This window comes from Sphingomonas sp. Ant H11 (assembly GCF_000797515.1).
Lineage (GTDB): Bacteria > Pseudomonadota > Alphaproteobacteria > Sphingomonadales > Sphingomonadaceae > Sphingomonas.
This window is the reverse complement of sequence record NZ_JSBN01000071.1, coordinates 34,128-50,567: the sequence shown is the minus strand read 5'-3', so window position 1 is coordinate 50,567 and position 16,440 is coordinate 34,128. Positions and strand designations below refer to the sequence as shown.

The window sequence follows — 16,440 nt, the reverse complement described above, 5'->3', positions numbered from 1 at the left end:
GCAGCCGCTCGCGATCATGGACAGACCGCCGATGCCGGCGGTTTATGCCGCGCTGGCGCAGGACGTGGCCCGAAACGATCTTATCTTCGATGACGTGCTGCGTGCCTTGGAGGCGAAGCGGTCGCCGGTAATCCTGACAGAGCGCAAGGACCATCTCGAATATCTGCAGGGCCGGTTATCCCGGTTCGTGCGGAACCTCGTGGTGTTGCGGGGTGGAATGAGCGCGGCGGAACGCAAGGTAGCGGACGCCGCACTGCGTGTGCCTGACAGCGAGGAGCGGCTTATTCTCGCAACGGGCCGCTACATCGGCGAAGGGTTCGATGACGACCGTCTCGACACGCTGTTCCTGACCATGCCGATCTCCTGGAAAGGGACGCTCGCCCAGTATGTAGGGCGCCTGCATCGCCGGCACGCGGGGAAAACTGACGTGCTCGTCTATGACTATATCGACGATGCGGTCCCGATGCTCTCGCGCATGGCCGCCAAGCGCCAGGCCGGATATCGCGCGCTCGGCTACAGCATCGAGTAATCTGGGGGTGGAATCATTTATCGATTCTCGGAAGCCGCCGGCGAATCGAGAACCGATTCTGCGAATGAGATTAATGGTTCTCGACGGTCGCCGGACGCCGCCCGCAACCGTCAACGTCATATGCGCTTATCGATTCTCCACAGACAGCGCGGTGGAATCGACGCCGATGCCATAGGCGAGGACGATCGGCGCCGGTGCGCCAGCCAGGAGCCTGTCGGGCTGCCTCGGCAAATCGGCGGGTCGGTGGGGAGTCAGGACAGACATTGGGAGGCCTCGGGCTTGAAAGGCGGCAAATCGCCGCCTCTTCAGCCCCCCTCCTCTTGTCAGCGCGCGGGCGATCCCGCGCGTTGGATGGCCTCGGCGGCGCCCTGGATGTCGCCCGTCGCCAACTCGAGCCGGCGCGCGGCCTCCGCCACGCCCTCGCACCCTTCGCCAGAGGCAAGCTCGATCATGAGAAAGGTGAAGGGCGTGGGGCGCGACGTTCCCGCCAGCACAGGCTGCGGGTGGTTTCCATGATTGGGGTCCCTGTCAGAGCAGCCTGGCCTGGTGCCTAAGCTGATCGATGATGGCTTGAGCGAATGCGTCGGCCCCGCCCTGTTCCGTGCAGGGGAAAAGATCGTGGCTGCCGAAGAGCCAGAGCGAGCGGTCCAACTCCATCGCGCAGAGCCAACGAGGCTGGCCCGCGATGTCGACGATCGCGAGCGGCAGGCAGCGCGAGCCGCCATAGGGCCGTGGCTCGACCGGATCGCCAGGGAAACCGGCAAGCGTCCAGAAGCGCCAGCCAAGCGGGGCAACGGGATCAATCGATGCCGAGATTTCGAAGCGGCGGATTTTCGCCGTGAATCTGATCAAGCGGCGCGCTTTCGGGCGCCAATCGCCATCAATTCTGAGAATCGGTCCAAAATGGTGGTAACTGACGAATAGCGATCTTCGAGACGGTGGCGCGCAAGGATCGGGCGCCGTGCCGCTGCGATGTCCTCGGCCTCGGGGCGTGTCGGAAGGCGTGGCGGCCAGCCGGCAACATAGCGCAGGCCCGCCGGCATTGCGGCCTCGATGCGCCGACGCTCCGCCTGGTCGGCCTTGGCGCGGACTATGTCTGAGTGAAGGGCGCGACCGAGCAGGTGCGGTGCGACGTCGGCCAGCCATCGTGTCGGTTGGAACGGGAAGGTCGAGCGTGCCTCGATGCCAACCAGCTCGCGGTAGATTTCGCCATTCGGCGGCGCTGCGGTTGAAGCCTGGAGGTCGTGGAGCGAGGCAAATATGCAGTATCGGCATGACAAGCGGGTCGAGCCCCACTCGGTATACGCCTCGTGCAGCGGGATGCCGAGGAGCTGGTGCGCGCGGAACACGTCGCCGGCCGTCCAGTCGGCGAGCGGATGCCAGAGCGACATGATCGTCCCCTGGCGGTTTCCGGCCTTGGCATGACGGTGATCTGCCTTGGCGACGGGTATCGCGGAGCGGTTGTGACTCTCGTCGCGGCGAAGACCGAGCACCGAGATGATGCGTTCACCGGGAAACATCCGCGCCACCGCCGGGCCGATGACTGCCGCCTTCATCTCCGACTGGCAGAACCGAAGTGAGGCCGAAGACCAGGGGCCTATAAGGTTATAGGTTTCCAGCGCTTCATAGCGCCGCTTGGCGTTTTCGAAGCGCTGGATCCAGCGGTCGACGAGGTCGCCGGCCGCCCGTCGAACAACGGTGAGCGGCATGCCCGCGAGCGCGGCGATGTGCGCCACCGTTGCGGGTGTAGATGCCCATTCGGCCCGGCCTAGATCGGCGTGAATAGCCATGCGTCGCGCGCGCGGATGCCCGAGAAGGTCAAGGTAGAGATTGACCGCGAACATGGCCGCACTGGAATCCTTGCCGCCTGAAACATTGAAGACGATCCGGGCGCCAGCGCGGATCGCACCGATGATCTCCGAGTCGTTTGCCAGATTGGGCATCGCAGAAAGGATCGGCGGCACAGCCGGGCAGGCCGGTACGGACTGATAAACGGCCATCGTAATGCTCCTGCGGTGGGGATCAGGCGAAGAGCCGCGCCGATTGGCTAGTTGGGGCGGCCAGGCGCAATTCGCGCCGAAGACGTGCGGCGAAGCGGTCGGGTGCCAGCAGCTCGTTGATGGATGCCCACCGATTGCGGTCACCGCAGTGATCGTCGCGACCGCGTACCTGGCGGAAGGCAACTTCGGTATCCGGCCCCATGCAACCGAGCGAAAGCCGGACCCAGACTTCCTCGCCGTGCAGCGTGATCTCGCCAGAGACGGCAGGTCCGGCTTTGTTCGAGCGAATGTCGAAGCTGCGCTCGTCTAGTTCCAAGGCCTCGGCGAGGCGGCGCATCGCAGCCCGGCCTTCTGCATGAAAGACGCGCTTGGCTGCCTCGTCATAGCCGACGCCGCGATAAGCGAGCGTGCGCAAAACGGGATGCCGGCGGATCTTTGCGATCTGGTCAATACAGGTCCGGCGCAGGATCGTGTCGTCTGCAGCGCGAGCGCAGACGCCGCCCAGGTGGCGTGCGAGAAGGATAACGGCCGGGTCCGTTTCACTGTCCTTGCCGGCGTTGCGGCAGTCGGTGATGGCCGCATCAATCGCGTGGAGCGCGGCGGCGATGGTGGTCAGTGCGCTGGGATCAAGCGCCTGTTGGTGACGCATTGCGACATCATAGTGCATGGGGTGGGCCTCCGGTCTCGAGCGCAAATCCGCTCGCCCGGCCCCTCCCCCTCCCCTTTTCAATCGATCGCTGGCCATCGGCCAGGAGCGTCCGGCAGAGCGCGCGTCACCCTTCTTGGTGATCCGATGCCTTTGCCAGCAGGACCCGCACGGCCCGTGCAAGACCGGCCTCGCCGGTCTCGTTTACGATCTCGATGTCCGGTTTTTTGGCCCGTATTGCAGCGATGAGCGTTGCCGCGGGCCGGCCTTTCAACGGATAGGTATAGACCTCCCCGTCCTCGATCGTGATGACGTTGGTGCGCTTGCGCCGCCGAAGCAGCCCGAGATGCTCGACTTCGTCCATCAGGCGCGCTATCTCGTGTTCGAGATCCGGCTCAAACGACATGCCGTGGAACGAGCGCGTCGGTCGGTTGACCCTGAGCCAGCTATTGACCTCGGCCTCGGTGATCGCGCTGACCTGGCGATAGTCGTCCGCGCCGCCATGGCCGCGATTACTCGCGTGGAAGGCGAGCGCACCGTCTATCCATATCTCTGCGGTGTAGCATGGCGTCTCTTCCGAGAGGGCCTTGATGATCCTGAGCTTGTGCAGTTCGATCAACATGGTGTGATCTCCTCTTGGGATGCTGTTGACCGGTTCGCACGAAGCCGCGGGTGTGAGTCCGGGCCGATCGAGCGCGCGATGTGGCCGGCGTAGACGCCGCAGGCGGCCCAATAGGCTGCGATCGGTGGCTTTCCGCTTCGCCAGCTACTCTCTGCGCGCACGCGGGCGTCGCGATGGATGTCGAGCAGTATGTCCCGGAGCGCCTGACGCGCCTCGGGACTGAGCGCCCGCAAACGCGCCACGGCTGGTAAAGCCAGGACCGGATTGCGCACCTCGGCCTTGGTCGACCGCGGACTCACCGGGTTGCGCCCATCAGCGGGTGGACATGGTGATCTTGGTAGAAAGTGTTGGCCATCGCGGGCAGCTCCTCGGCGCAAGAGAGCAGCTTCGACCACTCCCTGATCGGACCTCAAAGCCCCCCTTCCCTCTCAGCCGGCGAGAAGGTCCCGGTAGATGTCAGCCGCCCATTGCTCGATCCACGGCGCAGTCAGCTCGTCATGGTCGAGCTCTCCAGCTTCGATCAGGTCCCGGATTTCAGCGCGCGCTTGAGCGATGGCCGCCTCCCACGGTCGACGGGTAGCGGGCTGAGGCGGGCTGGCCGGATCTGAGGAAGCTGGCGAGGCCCCTCTTTCAACCGAGCGCGCTGCGCATCGACCCATTGCTCGAGATGATTGGCGACGAACGCGTCGGTCTTGCTGGTGCCACCGCGCAACGCTGCGCGCCGCGCGCCGACGCCGTAAGCCTGGCTGTCGATCGATGCGACGCGGTGGCGATAGGGAAGCAAAAACGGGAGCGCAGTCCCTTTGACCCCAAATGCATGCAGCCGGATTCCTGCTGGCAGGACGCGATCAAGGTGGTCGATCACCGCGATCAGGCCTTCGGGACCATGGATATCGCGTCGGCACATGCTGCCGACGCCCAGCAGCGCTCCCGGGCGAAACAACCCGCTCAGCGCGTCGGCACAGCGCTCATAGTCGGTCGGAGTGCGGCCTTGAATGACCGGCATCATGCTTTCGGCGATGCCGTGGTCGCTGGCAAGCCGCCAGCAGTCGCGATTGGCGCGGATGGTGCGCGACAAGCGATCCGTCACTTCTTCGCGATCGGCGGCGATTTCGTGCTCGACGCAATAGTCAGCGCTTGCCCACCATTGGAAGGGGTGCGCCGCTGCAAGAGCGACATAGTCGGCCAGCGTCCATGGGAAACCACCGTAGCGCGAGGCAGCGACAAAGCCGGCAGAATCGAGACAGAGACCGGCAAGGTCGCCCGCGTTGCCGAGCTGTTCGGTGCGCCAACCGCTCCATTCACGCCAACCTCTTTTGGCAACCCAGCGGGAGAGGCCGTTGGCCGAAATGAGAGCGGTGGTCCGCAGCGCCCGGGCGCGCTGGAGGATGGGACCCTCGCGGAGATGCGGAAGCCCAACGATGATGTCGATCGGCATGATGGCCCTCCGGAGGTGAGCAGTCATGCGCTTGACCGCCGCACGTGTTCATGTTACGTTCCCGCTCGCTGGAGACTTGCGATGAAGAAGACCGTTTTTCACGATCGATTTGATCTCGACATCACGCTGCGAGACGCCGCCTTGGATGCCGACAACCGGCCGACACGTCGCATGATCGCGAACGCAGCCATCGGCATGGACGTTGAGGATGCCTATTACTCGGTTCGTGAGCTTCGTGAGGCGATCGCCTGGACGCACGAGGGCGACCTAGCGGCCAAGCGAAAGCTCGCCGAGATACTCGCCAATGACGGCGCGGACGATTTCCAGCGCTGTATCTATTTCTGTCTTGCGGGTCGGGGTGTGGTCGACATGCTCGACGACCTCGAATGGCTGGAAGATCTGCTGGAGCGTCGTGGACGCGTGGCGGGCGAAATTCGACGGATGAAGGGTCGGTGCATGCCGCTCGCCAAGCCTTATGTGGCGGACGCTCCCGACGGACCGTTGGTCAAGCTCGACGCCGAGTTTGAACAGGGGCCTTCCTGGTGGGCCGATCCCTCGCTGACGGCGTGAGGTCAGACGGACAGGTCAATCTGATCGGCGCTCGCACTGAAGACGCTCTCCACGCCGCCAATTGGAAGGCTCGATCCAGTGTCCGGCTAAAGCCCCTGCCCTTGCATCTTTGGCTTGGGAAAAGGCGGCGGCGTAGCGTGCGGCACGGCGGGGACTGCGAAGATATTGGGCCTCGGGGACGGCGAGCCCGGCACGAATCAGGCGTTCTCCAAGGTCGCTGCCTTCGACGGTCACCGTGGCCACAGGGCGGCCGTATGTGCTTGATGAGGTGAGTCTGATTTCGGCCGTCTTCGAACGAAGCAAGTTCGCGACGAAGTCCTGCGCCGCCTTTCCGCACTGCCAGCAGTCACCGCGGCGTTCGCACTGCTGGCGGCGTTCGAAGGCGTCGACGCCGAGAAGACGGAAGTCGACAGCGACGGTGTCGCCGTCTAGCGCGCGCGCTTTGGCGTTGAAGCTCTGGTCAGCGGCCACTTGGGCCGACGCCCCGCAGCAGGCAAAGACGAGCGCGGCGAGAACCATCGCTCGCATCATGACACGATCTCAACCTCGACATGTGCATCGCGCGATGGCGAAGTTGAGACGTGAAATGGTTGCAACGGATTTCCGGTACGAACGATGCTGACGCGGCCAGGCTGCGCATCAAAAAGCCGGGATGCAACGCGGTGCGCATTTTCACGGCTGCACAGGAGGTAGCGTTTGGGCGACAGCCAAGGTGCTGGGGCAAACATGTCGAATCCTTTTCACAGACATCATGGCCCCGACGCGCGGCCTCAGGCAAATATCGTCTTATGGACTTTGGTCACCGGAACGACCGTCCATTCTCGTTCCATGAAGCGGCTGATTGCATAGCCGATGCTGGTCTCGGGGTCCCGAAAGCTCAGCCGCCGCCCGCGTCTCACCACGATGAATTCGTCCCCGACATGGCCGTCCGTGAATGTTAGGGCTGCGGCGAGCTGGATGCGGTCGCCGTCTTCGATCTTACGGGCACGCCGCTCGAGATTGGTGCGACAGCGCCGGCGCCAGTCGAGCGCGTGCTCCTTGTCGGTCGGGGTCAGGAGATCGAGGATTTGAGCAGGACAGTTGTCCTCACACGGTCCCATCGATTCATCCATGTCCTTGTAACCGAAATGCTCGCCGGTCTTGCTCTTGGGATTCCAGATCACCTTACAGACGATCGCAAAGACCTCTCCGCCAACGCCATCGACCGTGACCTGGGCGGCGGCGTAATACGTCCGGTTCTGCGGGCAGGATGAGGCTAGCAGCTTCAACCCTTTGACGACGCCGTCCACGTCACGGCTGTAGGTGAACTGTGCATCGAGATACGCCTTGGCGGTCGCGTGGCCGCCCATGTGGTAACGCGACATTGTGAGCCAGCCCATGCCGGGTCTCCTTGGTATAAGCTTTGAAAACTACCAGTCGTGGACCTGCAGCGCGTCGATCGGCGCGCAGTAGCGGTCGAACTGGATCCACGTGGCGCCCGCGGCCTCAGCGAGCGTGAGGCAGGCGCGCAGCGAGGACGGCATGGCGTCGCGGCCCGGGGATCGGACCCACACGAACCATCCATATTGCTGCCAGCGCTCGGCGACGATCTGGCCCTGCCATATGTCGGGGACGTCGCGGGCTGCTGTCGGAAGAGGGTTTTCGACAAGAGCATCGAGTTCGCGCGCGGTTTGCTCATCGACATGTCCGGTTGAAAGACATGCGAGCATTTGGATTTCGAGAGTCATGCCAGCCTCCTTCAAGCTGCTTCTGCCAAAAGCTCATCGCCCTCGGCCGATGCCTCGGACGGCGAGGCTGCGGCGGGATCGGCCCCGAAGGCGATCATGTAGTTGAATGCCTGCTCGGCCTTGGACGCCGCGTGGATGATGGCGGTCTTGTCGCCGCGCAGGATACCCAGCCAGTGGCCGACATAGCTGGCATGACTGTCATGCAGCTCGTTCGGGAGACCGAGATGGGCGCAGACCAAACCGCTGCCGATCTCGGCAACCAGTTCCTCGAAACTATAGGCTTTGTCGCCGAACCGTTTCCCGAAAGTGCGCGCCAGGCGCTTGGTGCCGCCGGTCCAATGGGTGGTCTCGTGCGCCCGGACCGATGCGTAATGGTCCATCGTCCGAAAGGTCCGCTGATGCGGCATCTGGATGTAGTCGAGGGTGGGCGTGAAAAAGGCCTGATCCCCGCCATGCCGGACCTCGGCTGGGATTACCTCGAAGAAGGCATCGATCGCCGCCTGATGCTGCGAAGGATCGATCGGCGCCGGATCTTCGATCGCCGGATAGTAATGAGCTGGAAGGCCGTCGATCTGGTCGGCGTTGAAGACGATGTAGTGGCGCAGGAAGCGAATGCTTCGCTCCTTTTCGGCACCAGTGACAGGGTTCGCCTCGGTCTTCTTGAAGCTTGAATAATAGACCGACAGTGAGCCGACCTCACCGCGGCGGACATGGCCACCGAGCGCCTCGGCCTGGCGGTACGTCATCCAGTAGCGCGACCGGTACCCTTGCGCGTCGCCGATCGCCCAGAGGTAAAAAGTGTTGATGCCAGTATAGGGCGTGCCGCAATGACGGAGCGGCCGGCCACCGCTTCCCTGGACGCGCCAGGGACGACTCCAGGGCGGAACGCCCTCCTCGAGCTTCTTGATGATAAGGTTGGTGATCTCTGCCGCGACATCGCGGCTCGGTTTCGCTGTAGCGGACATGACGATCAGCTCCGGAAAACGGGCACAAGGGGCCGCCGGTGCTGTGCATCGGCGGACTGGTGCCCAGCAGGAGGACGAGTGATGGGGCGGGAACCGCCGGCACGCCGCCGGCCCCGCCCCGCTCAGCGGTCAGGCAGCGGGTTCGAGCACCTCGTCGCCAGCCTGGGACGAGTCAGCGGCCGCGTCGGCAACACCGCCCGAATCGTCTTCGTCATGTTCTGCCTCATCGGCCTCGATGACGACGTCCTCGGGCTGCCTGTCGAGGAACCGCATCGCGTTTGGTACCCAGGCGAGGGCCGCTTCCTTGACCTCAGCTTCGACGATTGTGTCGCCTGCGAAGAGCTTCTCGCAGCTCGCTGAGATCTCGGTCTTTTTTGAGCGAGGCATGCCGGCCGCTGAGCGCGGGCCCGCCCACTTCGTCGAGAAGGCTGAGGATACTGCCCTTGTTCACCCGGTCGAAGAAGTTCTCCGACGTCGGGCGCCACCAGCTGGCGACATCGATTTCGAGGATCGATGCCAGTCGGTTGTGAAGGGGGATCTGCTCGTTGCTGATGCCCGGCTTCGCCTCGAGCGAGATCGCCACGATGTAGGCAAGCCAGTTAGCCTTGCTGTCATCGTCGAGCGCCCGGAAGCCCTCGAAGCGTTCGACTTCGTTTTCGTGCTCGGTCCAGCCCGCGTCGAGACTTTCATGAGCCTCCGCCAGATAGTCCCGCGCGCGCGACGTGGGCATGTCGCCGGTGTTCGGGTCCTGCGGCCCGCTCGCGCGGATCGTGGTTCCGTATTTCGTCGAGTTGTAGGTGTAGCGGCTCGACGTCTTGGTCCGGGCATCGACCATCACGAACAACCCATAGTCGAGCGCCAGTGCGGGCTGGGCGAGGAGGCAGGACGCGAGAATGTCACGGCGTTGCATCGCCAGTTCGTCATAGAGGCGGGAGCTGAGCGGCTTGCCCCCCGGCGCCACGGCCTCGGGGCGATGGCTCGGCTCGGACGGCTTGGGGCCGCCGATGCGGAAACCACCTGACGACCGTTCGCCATCCTCGCCCTCGCTGCCCTCGTCGTCAGCGGGCTCCTCGCTGAGGATCTGCTGCTCGCTGTAATATTGGGTGTCGAGTACCATCGCACCCTGCGGCGTGAGGAGCAGGAACGCGCCGACATGCGCTTTCAGTTCGTCCGGGAGAACGGGTGCGCGGTTCTCGATCGCCTCGGCCTCCTGGATCAGGCGATCATCTTCCTGGTCGAGCAACTTGAAGTCTTCTTCGAGGAGAGACTCGTCCTGCATCTCGGTTTCGAGCTCGGAACGCCGCTCGTCGATTGCGGTCAGGCGAAGCGCCTGTTCCTCAGTCAGGTCGGGCTGGCGAAGGATGGCCCGATAGAGACCGTGCGCCGCATTATGCGCGTAGTTGCTGGCGATCGGTCGGATCCATGCAAGACCGGTCTCCTCGCCGACGCGCTTGGCCTCGGCTTCCATGATCTCGCCGGCGAGCCGATGCGCGATCTCGGGATCGACCCACCGGTCGTTGCCGTCGGTGAACAGGTCGCCATCGATCTTGCCCCCCGCGTCAATATAGCGGGTCTCGCCGACCAGAATGGCGATCGGGTCATTCGCCTTCAGGGTCTCGTTGGCGATGACGCGACGAATCGTGTCAGCGTTCACATAGCTGTTCTGGTAGTTGTTCCAGACCAGAAGCTGCTTCTCCTGGTTCTCGGTCGACGCATAGGCCTTGGCGACGTCGAGGGTGATTTCACCGGAGCTCAAGGCTTCGAAGATCGGCTCGGCAAGGGCGGCGAGACGGAGGCGTCCTTCGACGAAACGACGCGTGACGCCGAATCGCTTGGCGACAGCATCAATATCGCCACTCGTTCCGATGAAGTGCTGGAACGCGCGGCATTCCTCGGCCGGCGTCATTTTGAGCTGCTGGAAGTTGGTCGCCGTCGAGGTTTCGGAGAGCGTCGCCTCATCGGCCTGAAGCACCATCACGGGCACGTCATAGTCGTCGGCCTTGATCGTGCCTGCGTCGGCGAGACGCTGAAGCGCGCGAAGGCGGCGGCCACCATCGAACACCTCAAAGGTGCCGCGTGGTTTTTTGGCCGGCGTGACGAGCAGGTTCTGGAGAACGCCTCGCGCTCGATATCGGCCGCCATCTGCGGAATCTGCAGCTTTTCTTCGGGCAGTCGGCGGACATTGATTGGCGAGAGACGGAGCTTGTTGAGCTTCATGGTCTGGATCACTGGAGTAACTCCTTCTGGCATCCGGCACATCCCGGACACCACTCCCGATCCCCCTTCCCTCTTTCCCAGGGTGCCTTGAGACGATGCCGAAGGCCCCCATGGGTCATGCGTCAGCGAACCCGCGCGTAGCGGTCGGAACCAGCGGCCAGACTAATGGGGAAAGGTGTTGCGAACCCGCCTAAGGTCGCCGTCATCGCGTTGGGGCGACCTGCCTAAAACCCGACGCGTTGGATGTAGCGCTCGAAGTACTGAACTTCGTTTCGGTCTTGCTTGGTGTCCCCCTCAAATCCTAAGCTGGTCATCAACCGATGGGGGAGCCGCGGATGACGGGCAGACGCGGACTATCACCCATCATTTTTGTCGGTCGTCCCGACCTGATCGATCTCGCTGACGACGTCGAATACGAACATCTTGGCGATGCGCTGAATGAAGCAGCGAAGACGGCGACCGAGATTACAATACTCGGCGGCTTCTACAGTGTTGAACCGCTTATCGCGCTCTGTCGAAATGTACCCCCGGCAAAGCGGCGGACCTGCCGGATTAGGATCGCAGTTGGCCTCGACGCTGCCTCATCCATTCCTAAGACGTGGGAGGACATGCGCCGGCTGAGGAAGGCTTTGATCGATCTGCGCTTCGTCGACCCTATTGTTTCAATCGTCGACAGCAAGCCGGTCCACTTCCACACCAAGCTCTACCGTTTTCTGCACACGACCCAACCAATGTGGTTTGTGGGTTCGGCGAATCCGGGCAGTAGCCGGCACGAGTTGATGGTGCGCTTTGCGGGACGGCACGACGCGCTATCCTCCTATGTCGCGGCCGCTTTCGCCAAAGCCGCTGATGTCAGCCGTACCAAGCCGACCAGCGGAATTGCTTCCTTGCGCGATTTCATCATGACCGGTGTCCTTTGTCACAAGCCGCCGGTCCACCGACTCTTCACCTTCAATGCATTCCACATCGAACCCGAGCATCGCGAACAGCTCGCTGCTGCGCTGGCGGGCTCGTCGGGGGTCAGCCATGCCAGCCCTGAAACCAAGGGATTCGGGTTTAATCTCAGGAGCGCCCTGCCCGAGGATATGCAGGATGATCCGTTTATCGTCGGAGCCAAGGCCAGCCGCGTCCCTGTGGCGCGGTATTCGATCGACACGGTTTTTGGCCGGTGGATGCCCGATGCCTATGCCTCCCGCCTCAGACGTAAAGTTGCGCATGAAGAAGCCGCCCGAGCAGAGCGTCTGGTCCGTATCGGTCAGGCTCTACGGCCTCCGGAAGGACAGGCGGCCGTGCGGAACGCGCTTGAGGATCATGTGGTCTCCATGGGTTCGTTTCTCGAGAGGCAGGGGATTGACGCCAGGCCGATCTCAAACCGCGAAGCCCGCTTTGGCAAGTTCCTGGCGAATAGAGTTAGGAGCTTGACTGACCCGGACACTGTCCAGCGCTACGCTCGATCCGTTGTTATGACGGACATGCCGGATATTTGGGCCGATGGTACTGCGGTTGAGGATTTCATAGAATCCTTCTTCGATGATTTCGCCTATCGGGCGTCGGAAGCAACGCGTCCGATCATCGTGAAGTCGATTCTCGAATGGCTCGATGACCCCAGTTTGGCGGCGTCGGTGGATTTTCGCGAAGCCATGGAGAGTGGTCTTATCGAGCAGCCGTGGGAGGACGACGATTGGTACCTGCCATGATTTGCGGAGGCCTTTGATGCCTTTCCTCTCAGCCAACCATGTTGTGGTTCGGGGCGTCCAGTCCGGATCGGCGCGGTGGAGATGTTGAGCGCGGAAGACGTGTTCCTGCTCGTGCTCTCGGCGACCGCGTTCCTGGGCGTCGGTGCGTGGGGCTGGACAAAGCCGAAGCTGTGGCTGTGGCGCTGGGCCGACGTTGTCTATTATCCACTGGCGGCGCTTGGCATCGTGCTGCTTTTCCTCAGCAACGACATCAATCGGACCCTGCTCAAGATCGAAGCCAATCGGACGGCCACAGAGGAGGCGTGGCGTGCGCGCGCCAATCCGCAGCCGAACGTTGAACTTCAGCCGACGCCGGCAGCCCTTTTATCGGCGCGGTTCGACTGGTTTGCGTCCGTGCGCAGCCTCGGCGAGGTCTGCGAGGGGAGCACGACGCCGGGCTGCGGGGCGCATAGCGAGCATGCCAGAGCGATCAAAGCGGTGTTCGGCGAATTCGCGATTCCCCTCACTGAGGACCCGGTCGCACTCGCTCGCGCGGAGGATCGCTTTTGCCGGGCCGGATTGGCGTATGTCGACAGGCTTGCGGAAGATAGCAGCCTCTCGCTCGGTGCATTCGACAGGCTGAAGACCGCCCTTGGGCAATTGTCTAAGGGTGGTGATGAGGCAATGCTGAAAGCGGCACTGGCGCGCAATATCGCCCATGACCGCCAGATTTTCGACAGCATGTCTGATGCCCATGAGCGCGCGATTGCCGAGCCGTTTATCAGCGTCCAATCGGAACACGCAGTCGTTCTGCTCGGACAGCTGAGCTGGTGTGCTAGCCGGGACGATCGGACCGCAGAGGGCCTGAAAACACTTGATGCCTGGCAGGCAGAGGAACAGAATCGGGCGCGCACCCGAGCGAAGTTCGCGCGCGATCTTCAGGCGGCTAAGGACAACAAGACGCCCACCCCGATCCAGCAGAACAGCCGGAAACTGCAGCAACAACTCTGGCCGTATATTCTCGTGCTCGCGCTCTCGATCAAATTCGGGAAGGCGATTTCAGCCGTGGCCGACGATCTCACCAAGGCCGCCAAGCGCCTCTTGCAGGTCGGCAAACGCGCCCGGCACCTGGTAGGCATAAGCGTCGCGAGATTGCGTCGCCGCCGCGAGACTCCCCCCGCAGTTGCGGCTCATTGCGGTGAGGATACTGATCCTGCTCGAAGCGAGGAGGATCGATTGGCCACGGACCAACCAGAAGCACCCAAGCAGATTGGCTGATGGCGAGCTATTAGAGCCACTCGACGCACGAAAGCGCAAACCGTCACCGAAGGGTTCGACGGAAGAAAGCCAGCATTTCACGCCAACCGTGCTCTGCCGCCGTCTCGTCATAGACGGGGAAGTCGGGCTTCATCCATCCGTGCGCGGCAGGGTATGTCTCGCTGCGATAGCTGACGCCTGCCTCGTTCAGAGCGTGCTCGAATTGCTCCGCCATCGCGGGCGGATAACTGCCGTCATTCTCGGCCACAGCGATGTAGAGTTCCGCGTCCAGGCGGGTTGCATAGGAGTGTGGGCTGTCGGGGGCCTCGGTTGCCAGATTGCCGCCGTGGAAGCTCGCGACCGCGGCGAAGCGATCGGGTCGGGTGCCAGCTGCTGCGATGGCCATACCGCCTCCCATGCAGAAGCCGACGGCGCCGACCTTAACACCCGCGACCTCCGTGCGGCTGTCGAGAAAAGCGAGGAGCGCATCGGTGTCCTCAGCGGACCTCGCATTACCTGTCGTTGCCATGAGTGGGCCAAGGATCGCCTTTACATCGCCCTTGAACACCTCCTTGGGGTCAAGCGGGCCATAAGGCCCATAGCGATAGAAAAGATCAGGCAGCAGCACGACGAAGCCCGCTTCCGATAAGCGCGCCGCCATCGCGAGCGTAGCCGGCCGGATGCTGCCGGCGTCCATGTAAAATATGATGGCGGGTGCCGGGGTCCCATCGTCAGCCGTAAACAGGTCGACCGACATTTCGCCGCTGCGAGTCGTGATTATTGCCTGCTCATGAGCCATCATCTTTAGTCCTGAGTTGGTCGGGCGAACTGCCAGCGCCGGTGGACTTATTTCTTAGGGATGCGAGAGGCTCGGGAAAGCGGAAAGTCGCTGCCGTCTCATGGATCAGCCGCCTGCGGACATGACACAAGTGAGAATTTCCGTCGCGGTCGGCACTGGAAGGAAGACGCGGGTGCGGTACTGGATAACTTCGGTAAAGCAGCCGATCGACTTGAGCCATGGGATCTGTTGTGACGGCGCGCCGACCAGCTCAATCCGGGGGGTACCGTTCACCAGAGCACGCCTGATGGTCATCGGGAAGGGTCGCGAGAGATCGACGGCGCGGCCGGAAAAGGCGGATTTGACGATGTCCTGCGGTGGCAGGTTCTCCGCCCGGTCGATGCCCAGTTTGGTGAAGAGCTGAACGACATGCTCGTCGAAGACGAGACGACCGAGCCAGCTATTGCCGGCCTTGTCGGCGATGCGGTTCACGACCAGATGATCACTCGGCAGCGCGGACCAGATCGGGAGCAGGAGGCCCGTGGCGAGACGAACCGTCTCGGTGTCGATCTTGTTCGCCGCTTCCTCGGCCTCCTCGCGCCATTTCGCGGAAAAGACAGCTCGGTCGAGCAGGGTCCAAGCGCTTTCGAACAGCTCGTGCTCGCGCATATATTCACGCCGCGTCGGCCGCATCAACTCGACGCGCGGGATCGGCGTTCCCTCCTTCTCCTCCATGAGAGCGCGGGCCTTTGTCTGGAGGGCCACCTTTCCGGATTTGGTATTGATAAGAAATTCGGCCGTCGCGTCGTTGTCGGCGATATGCAGGATCCGCTCGAGCGAGACCGGCACACGTCGATGTTCGATCTCGATCGTCAGCAAGTGCGATGTTGCACCGCTGACCGGATCAGTGCGCAGCAACGTGTCCTCGATCAGAGTGGCCTTATCGACAAGGATGGTTTCGACCCCGACGTCGAGGCGACCCGCCTCGCGCGCGGCCGAGACGCGGGTCTCCACGAGCGAGAGGAACTCGTCGAAGATCTTGTTTTGCAAACCGATCGGCAAAGCGAGGATGCGGTTGAGCCATCGCTGAATAGGCGGCAGCTCGTCCTTCATCACCCCATCCTTGTCGCATAATTCGAGGCCGGTCCGGCTTTCGAATTCGGCATGGCTGACGCTTGTGAGCTTGCCCCCGACCAACAGGTGGAACCAGCTCACGAGCGCCGCACAGGCATATTCGCTCTCGAGATTGTCGGCAGGATCGAACAGGTTCTGGCCGCCTGTCTGTCTCTGCCCGCGTGTGAGGGCTCCAAGGCTGTCCAGCCGGCGAGCGATCGTGCTCGTAAAGCGAAGCTCGCCTTTGCAGTCTGTCGTAACCGGCCTGAACAACGGGGTGCTGGCCTGGTGCGTCCGATGGGTACGGCCAAGACCCTGGATCGCGCGATCGGCGCGCCAGCCTGGCTCGAGCAAGAGATGCACCCTTTGCTCCTGGTTCACGACGTCCTTGGACGCGTGATAGGATCGCCCGGTCCCCCCGGCATCCGAGAAGACGAGCATCCGTTTACGGCCCTCCATGAAAGCCGCGGCCTCGGCTTGGCTGGTCCGCGTCGATCGGGTCTCAAGCTTCTGGCGGCCGCCGGCCGACGAAATCAGACGCTTGGTGCGCCCCGTCACTTCGGCGACGCGGTCGTGACCGAAATGCTCGAGGAGGCCGTCCAGCGCGGACATGATCGGCGGGAGTGCGCAGAGCTGCTCGATGAGTTGGTCGCGCGCGGCCTCGGCCTCGGGATTGTAGACCGGGTTGCCATCTTCGTCCTCCATCGGGACCGACCGCGGGGTGCCGGTATCATCGGTGAAGACGCGCATCTGCCGGGTGGGGAACGCCCGCTCGAGATAATCTATGACATATTCTTTGCAGTCGCAGTTTATGTCGAGCGTGGCGGCGAGAGACGCAGGTTTCCTTCGGTTTTCCATGATTTCACTCCAGATAATATGCGGGTTAGAGGGAGTGTTCGAAG

16 protein-coding genes and 1 pseudogene are annotated in these 16,440 nt (G+C 62.9%); 4 read left to right on the top strand and 13 right to left on the bottom strand.

All coding sequences use genetic code 11. The annotated features are described in order from the left end of the window. Window positions 1–529, top strand: a 529-nt coding sequence (locus NW75_RS14420) for a DEAD/DEAH box helicase (RefSeq protein WP_443024484.1), incomplete at its 5' end; no start/stop codon positions are given. A gap of 323 nt (window positions 530–852) precedes the next feature. Here NW75_RS14420 and NW75_RS27425 read toward each other — a convergent pair. The 6 genes from NW75_RS27425 to NW75_RS14395 form a co-directional block, all read right to left on the bottom strand. After that, window positions 853–981 carry a hypothetical protein gene (locus NW75_RS27425; RefSeq protein ID WP_269430337.1) on the bottom strand — a complete coding sequence of 43 codons (129 nt, stop codon included), beginning with the start codon at window positions 979–981 and terminating at the stop codon, window positions 853–855. A 76-nt stretch (window positions 982–1,057) separates the two neighbouring features. Then, on the bottom strand, window positions 1,058–1,381 hold the full coding sequence (locus tag NW75_RS14415) for a hypothetical protein (RefSeq protein WP_010405796.1): 324 nt from the start codon (window positions 1,379–1,381) through the stop codon (window positions 1,058–1,060). Then, on the bottom strand, window positions 1,378–2,529 hold the full coding sequence (locus NW75_RS14410) for a phosphoadenosine phosphosulfate reductase domain-containing protein (RefSeq protein WP_010405798.1): 1,152 nt from the start codon (window positions 2,527–2,529) through the stop codon (window positions 1,378–1,380). The genes NW75_RS14415 and NW75_RS14410 overlap by 4 nt, the downstream gene beginning before the upstream one ends. Window positions 2,530–2,551: 22 nt before the next feature. Continuing rightward, window positions 2,552–3,196, bottom strand: a complete 645-nt coding sequence (locus tag NW75_RS14405; RefSeq protein ID WP_010405799.1) for a hypothetical protein — start codon at window positions 3,194–3,196, stop codon at window positions 2,552–2,554. A 106-nt stretch (window positions 3,197–3,302) separates the two neighbouring features. Next, a complete protein-coding gene (locus NW75_RS14400) occupies window positions 3,303–3,797 on the bottom strand; it encodes a hypothetical protein (RefSeq protein WP_033965856.1) in 495 nt (164 codons plus the stop codon). Window positions 3,798–4,317: 520 nt separating this feature from the next. Continuing rightward, window positions 4,318–5,235 carry a deazapurine DNA modification protein DpdA family protein gene (locus NW75_RS14395; protein ID WP_331386151.1) on the bottom strand — a complete coding sequence of 306 codons (918 nt, stop codon included), beginning with the start codon at window positions 5,233–5,235 and terminating at the stop codon, window positions 4,318–4,320. 81 nt (window positions 5,236–5,316) lie between these two features. Here NW75_RS14395 and NW75_RS14390 point away from each other — a divergent pair, with 81 nt between their 5' ends. Then, the gene (locus NW75_RS14390; protein ID WP_010405804.1) at window positions 5,317–5,805 is read left to right on the top strand and encodes a hypothetical protein; all 489 of its coding nucleotides are present in this window, start codon (window positions 5,317–5,319) and stop codon (window positions 5,803–5,805) included. Window positions 5,806–5,820: 15 nt separating this feature from the next. Here NW75_RS14390 and NW75_RS14385 read toward each other — a convergent pair whose 3' ends face one another. The 5 genes and pseudogenes from NW75_RS14385 to NW75_RS14365 all read right to left on the bottom strand — a co-directional run bounded on the left by NW75_RS14385 (window position 5,821) and on the right by NW75_RS14365 (window position 10,726). Further along, the gene (locus tag NW75_RS14385) at window positions 5,821–6,336 is read right to left on the bottom strand and encodes a thermonuclease family protein (RefSeq protein ID WP_010405806.1); all 516 of its coding nucleotides are present in this window, start codon (window positions 6,334–6,336) and stop codon (window positions 5,821–5,823) included. A 239-nt stretch (window positions 6,337–6,575) separates the two neighbouring features. Continuing rightward, the gene (locus tag NW75_RS14380; protein WP_010405807.1) at window positions 6,576–7,184 is read right to left on the bottom strand and encodes a DUF6927 domain-containing protein; all 609 of its coding nucleotides are present in this window, start codon (window positions 7,182–7,184) and stop codon (window positions 6,576–6,578) included. Window positions 7,185–7,214: 30 nt separating this feature from the next. Next, the gene (locus NW75_RS14375; protein WP_231565220.1) at window positions 7,215–7,547 is read right to left on the bottom strand and encodes a DUF5983 family protein; all 333 of its coding nucleotides are present in this window, start codon (window positions 7,545–7,547) and stop codon (window positions 7,215–7,217) included. Then, window positions 7,544–8,497 (bottom strand): ArdC family protein, encoded by a 954-nt coding sequence (locus tag NW75_RS14370; protein WP_010405810.1) that lies wholly within the window; start codon window positions 8,495–8,497, stop codon window positions 7,544–7,546. The genes NW75_RS14375 and NW75_RS14370 overlap by 4 nt, the downstream gene beginning before the upstream one ends. Window positions 8,498–8,626: 129 nt before the next feature. Further along, window positions 8,627–10,726: pseudogene (locus NW75_RS14365) on the bottom strand (ParB/RepB/Spo0J family partition protein). A 323-nt stretch (window positions 10,727–11,049) separates the two neighbouring features. On the opposite strand from NW75_RS14365, the gene NW75_RS14360 reads away from it, so the two are divergent. Continuing rightward, on the top strand, window positions 11,050–12,411 hold the full coding sequence (locus NW75_RS14360) for a hypothetical protein (protein WP_029622713.1): 1,362 nt from the start codon (window positions 11,050–11,052) through the stop codon (window positions 12,409–12,411). A 75-nt stretch (window positions 12,412–12,486) separates the two neighbouring features. Beyond that, on the top strand, window positions 12,487–13,668 hold the full coding sequence (locus NW75_RS14355) for a hypothetical protein (protein WP_033965854.1): 1,182 nt from the start codon (window positions 12,487–12,489) through the stop codon (window positions 13,666–13,668). 43 nt (window positions 13,669–13,711) lie between these two features. Here the strand turns inward: NW75_RS14355 and NW75_RS14350 are convergent, their stop codons facing one another. Both NW75_RS14350 and NW75_RS14345 read right to left on the bottom strand, forming a co-directional pair. Then, entirely contained in the window at window positions 13,712–14,404 is a 693-nt protein-coding gene (locus NW75_RS14350) for a dienelactone hydrolase family protein (protein WP_010405814.1), read from the bottom strand. A 147-nt stretch (window positions 14,405–14,551) separates the two neighbouring features. Further along, window positions 14,552–16,396 carry a strawberry notch C-terminal domain-containing protein gene (locus NW75_RS14345; protein ID WP_033965852.1) on the bottom strand — a complete coding sequence of 615 codons (1,845 nt, stop codon included), beginning with the start codon at window positions 16,394–16,396 and terminating at the stop codon, window positions 14,552–14,554. Between the last annotated feature and the right edge of the window lie 44 nt (window positions 16,397–16,440).

Coding starts and splice junctions, on each gene's coding strand:
- NW75_RS14380 (WP_010405807.1), bottom strand. CDS start 7,184: ATGGGCTGGCTCACAATGTCGCGTTACCACATGGGCGGCCACGCGACC.
- NW75_RS14345 (WP_033965852.1), bottom strand. CDS start 16,396: ATGGAAAACCGAAGGAAACCTGCGTCTCTCGCCGCCACGCTCGACATA.
- NW75_RS14385 (WP_010405806.1), bottom strand. CDS start 6,336: ATGATGCGAGCGATGGTTCTCGCCGCGCTCGTCTTTGCCTGCTGCGGG.
- NW75_RS14395 (WP_331386151.1), bottom strand. CDS start 5,235: ATGCCGATCGACATCATCGTTGGGCTTCCGCATCTCCGCGAGGGTCCC.
- NW75_RS14370 (WP_010405810.1), bottom strand. CDS start 8,497: ATGTCCGCTACAGCGAAACCGAGCCGCGATGTCGCGGCAGAGATCACC.
- NW75_RS14360 (WP_029622713.1), top strand. CDS start 11,050: ATGACGGGCAGACGCGGACTATCACCCATCATTTTTGTCGGTCGTCCC.
- NW75_RS14400 (WP_033965856.1), bottom strand. CDS start 3,797: ATGTTGATCGAACTGCACAAGCTCAGGATCATCAAGGCCCTCTCGGAA.
- NW75_RS14405 (WP_010405799.1), bottom strand. CDS start 3,196: ATGCACTATGATGTCGCAATGCGTCACCAACAGGCGCTTGATCCCAGC.
- NW75_RS27425 (WP_269430337.1), bottom strand. CDS start 981: ATGATCGAGCTTGCCTCTGGCGAAGGGTGCGAGGGCGTGGCGGAGGCC.
- NW75_RS14410 (WP_010405798.1), bottom strand. CDS start 2,529: ATGGCCGTTTATCAGTCCGTACCGGCCTGCCCGGCTGTGCCGCCGATC.
- NW75_RS14350 (WP_010405814.1), bottom strand. CDS start 14,404: ATGTCGGTCGACCTGTTTACGGCTGACGATGGGACCCCGGCACCCGCC.
- NW75_RS14390 (WP_010405804.1), top strand. CDS start 5,317: ATGAAGAAGACCGTTTTTCACGATCGATTTGATCTCGACATCACGCTG.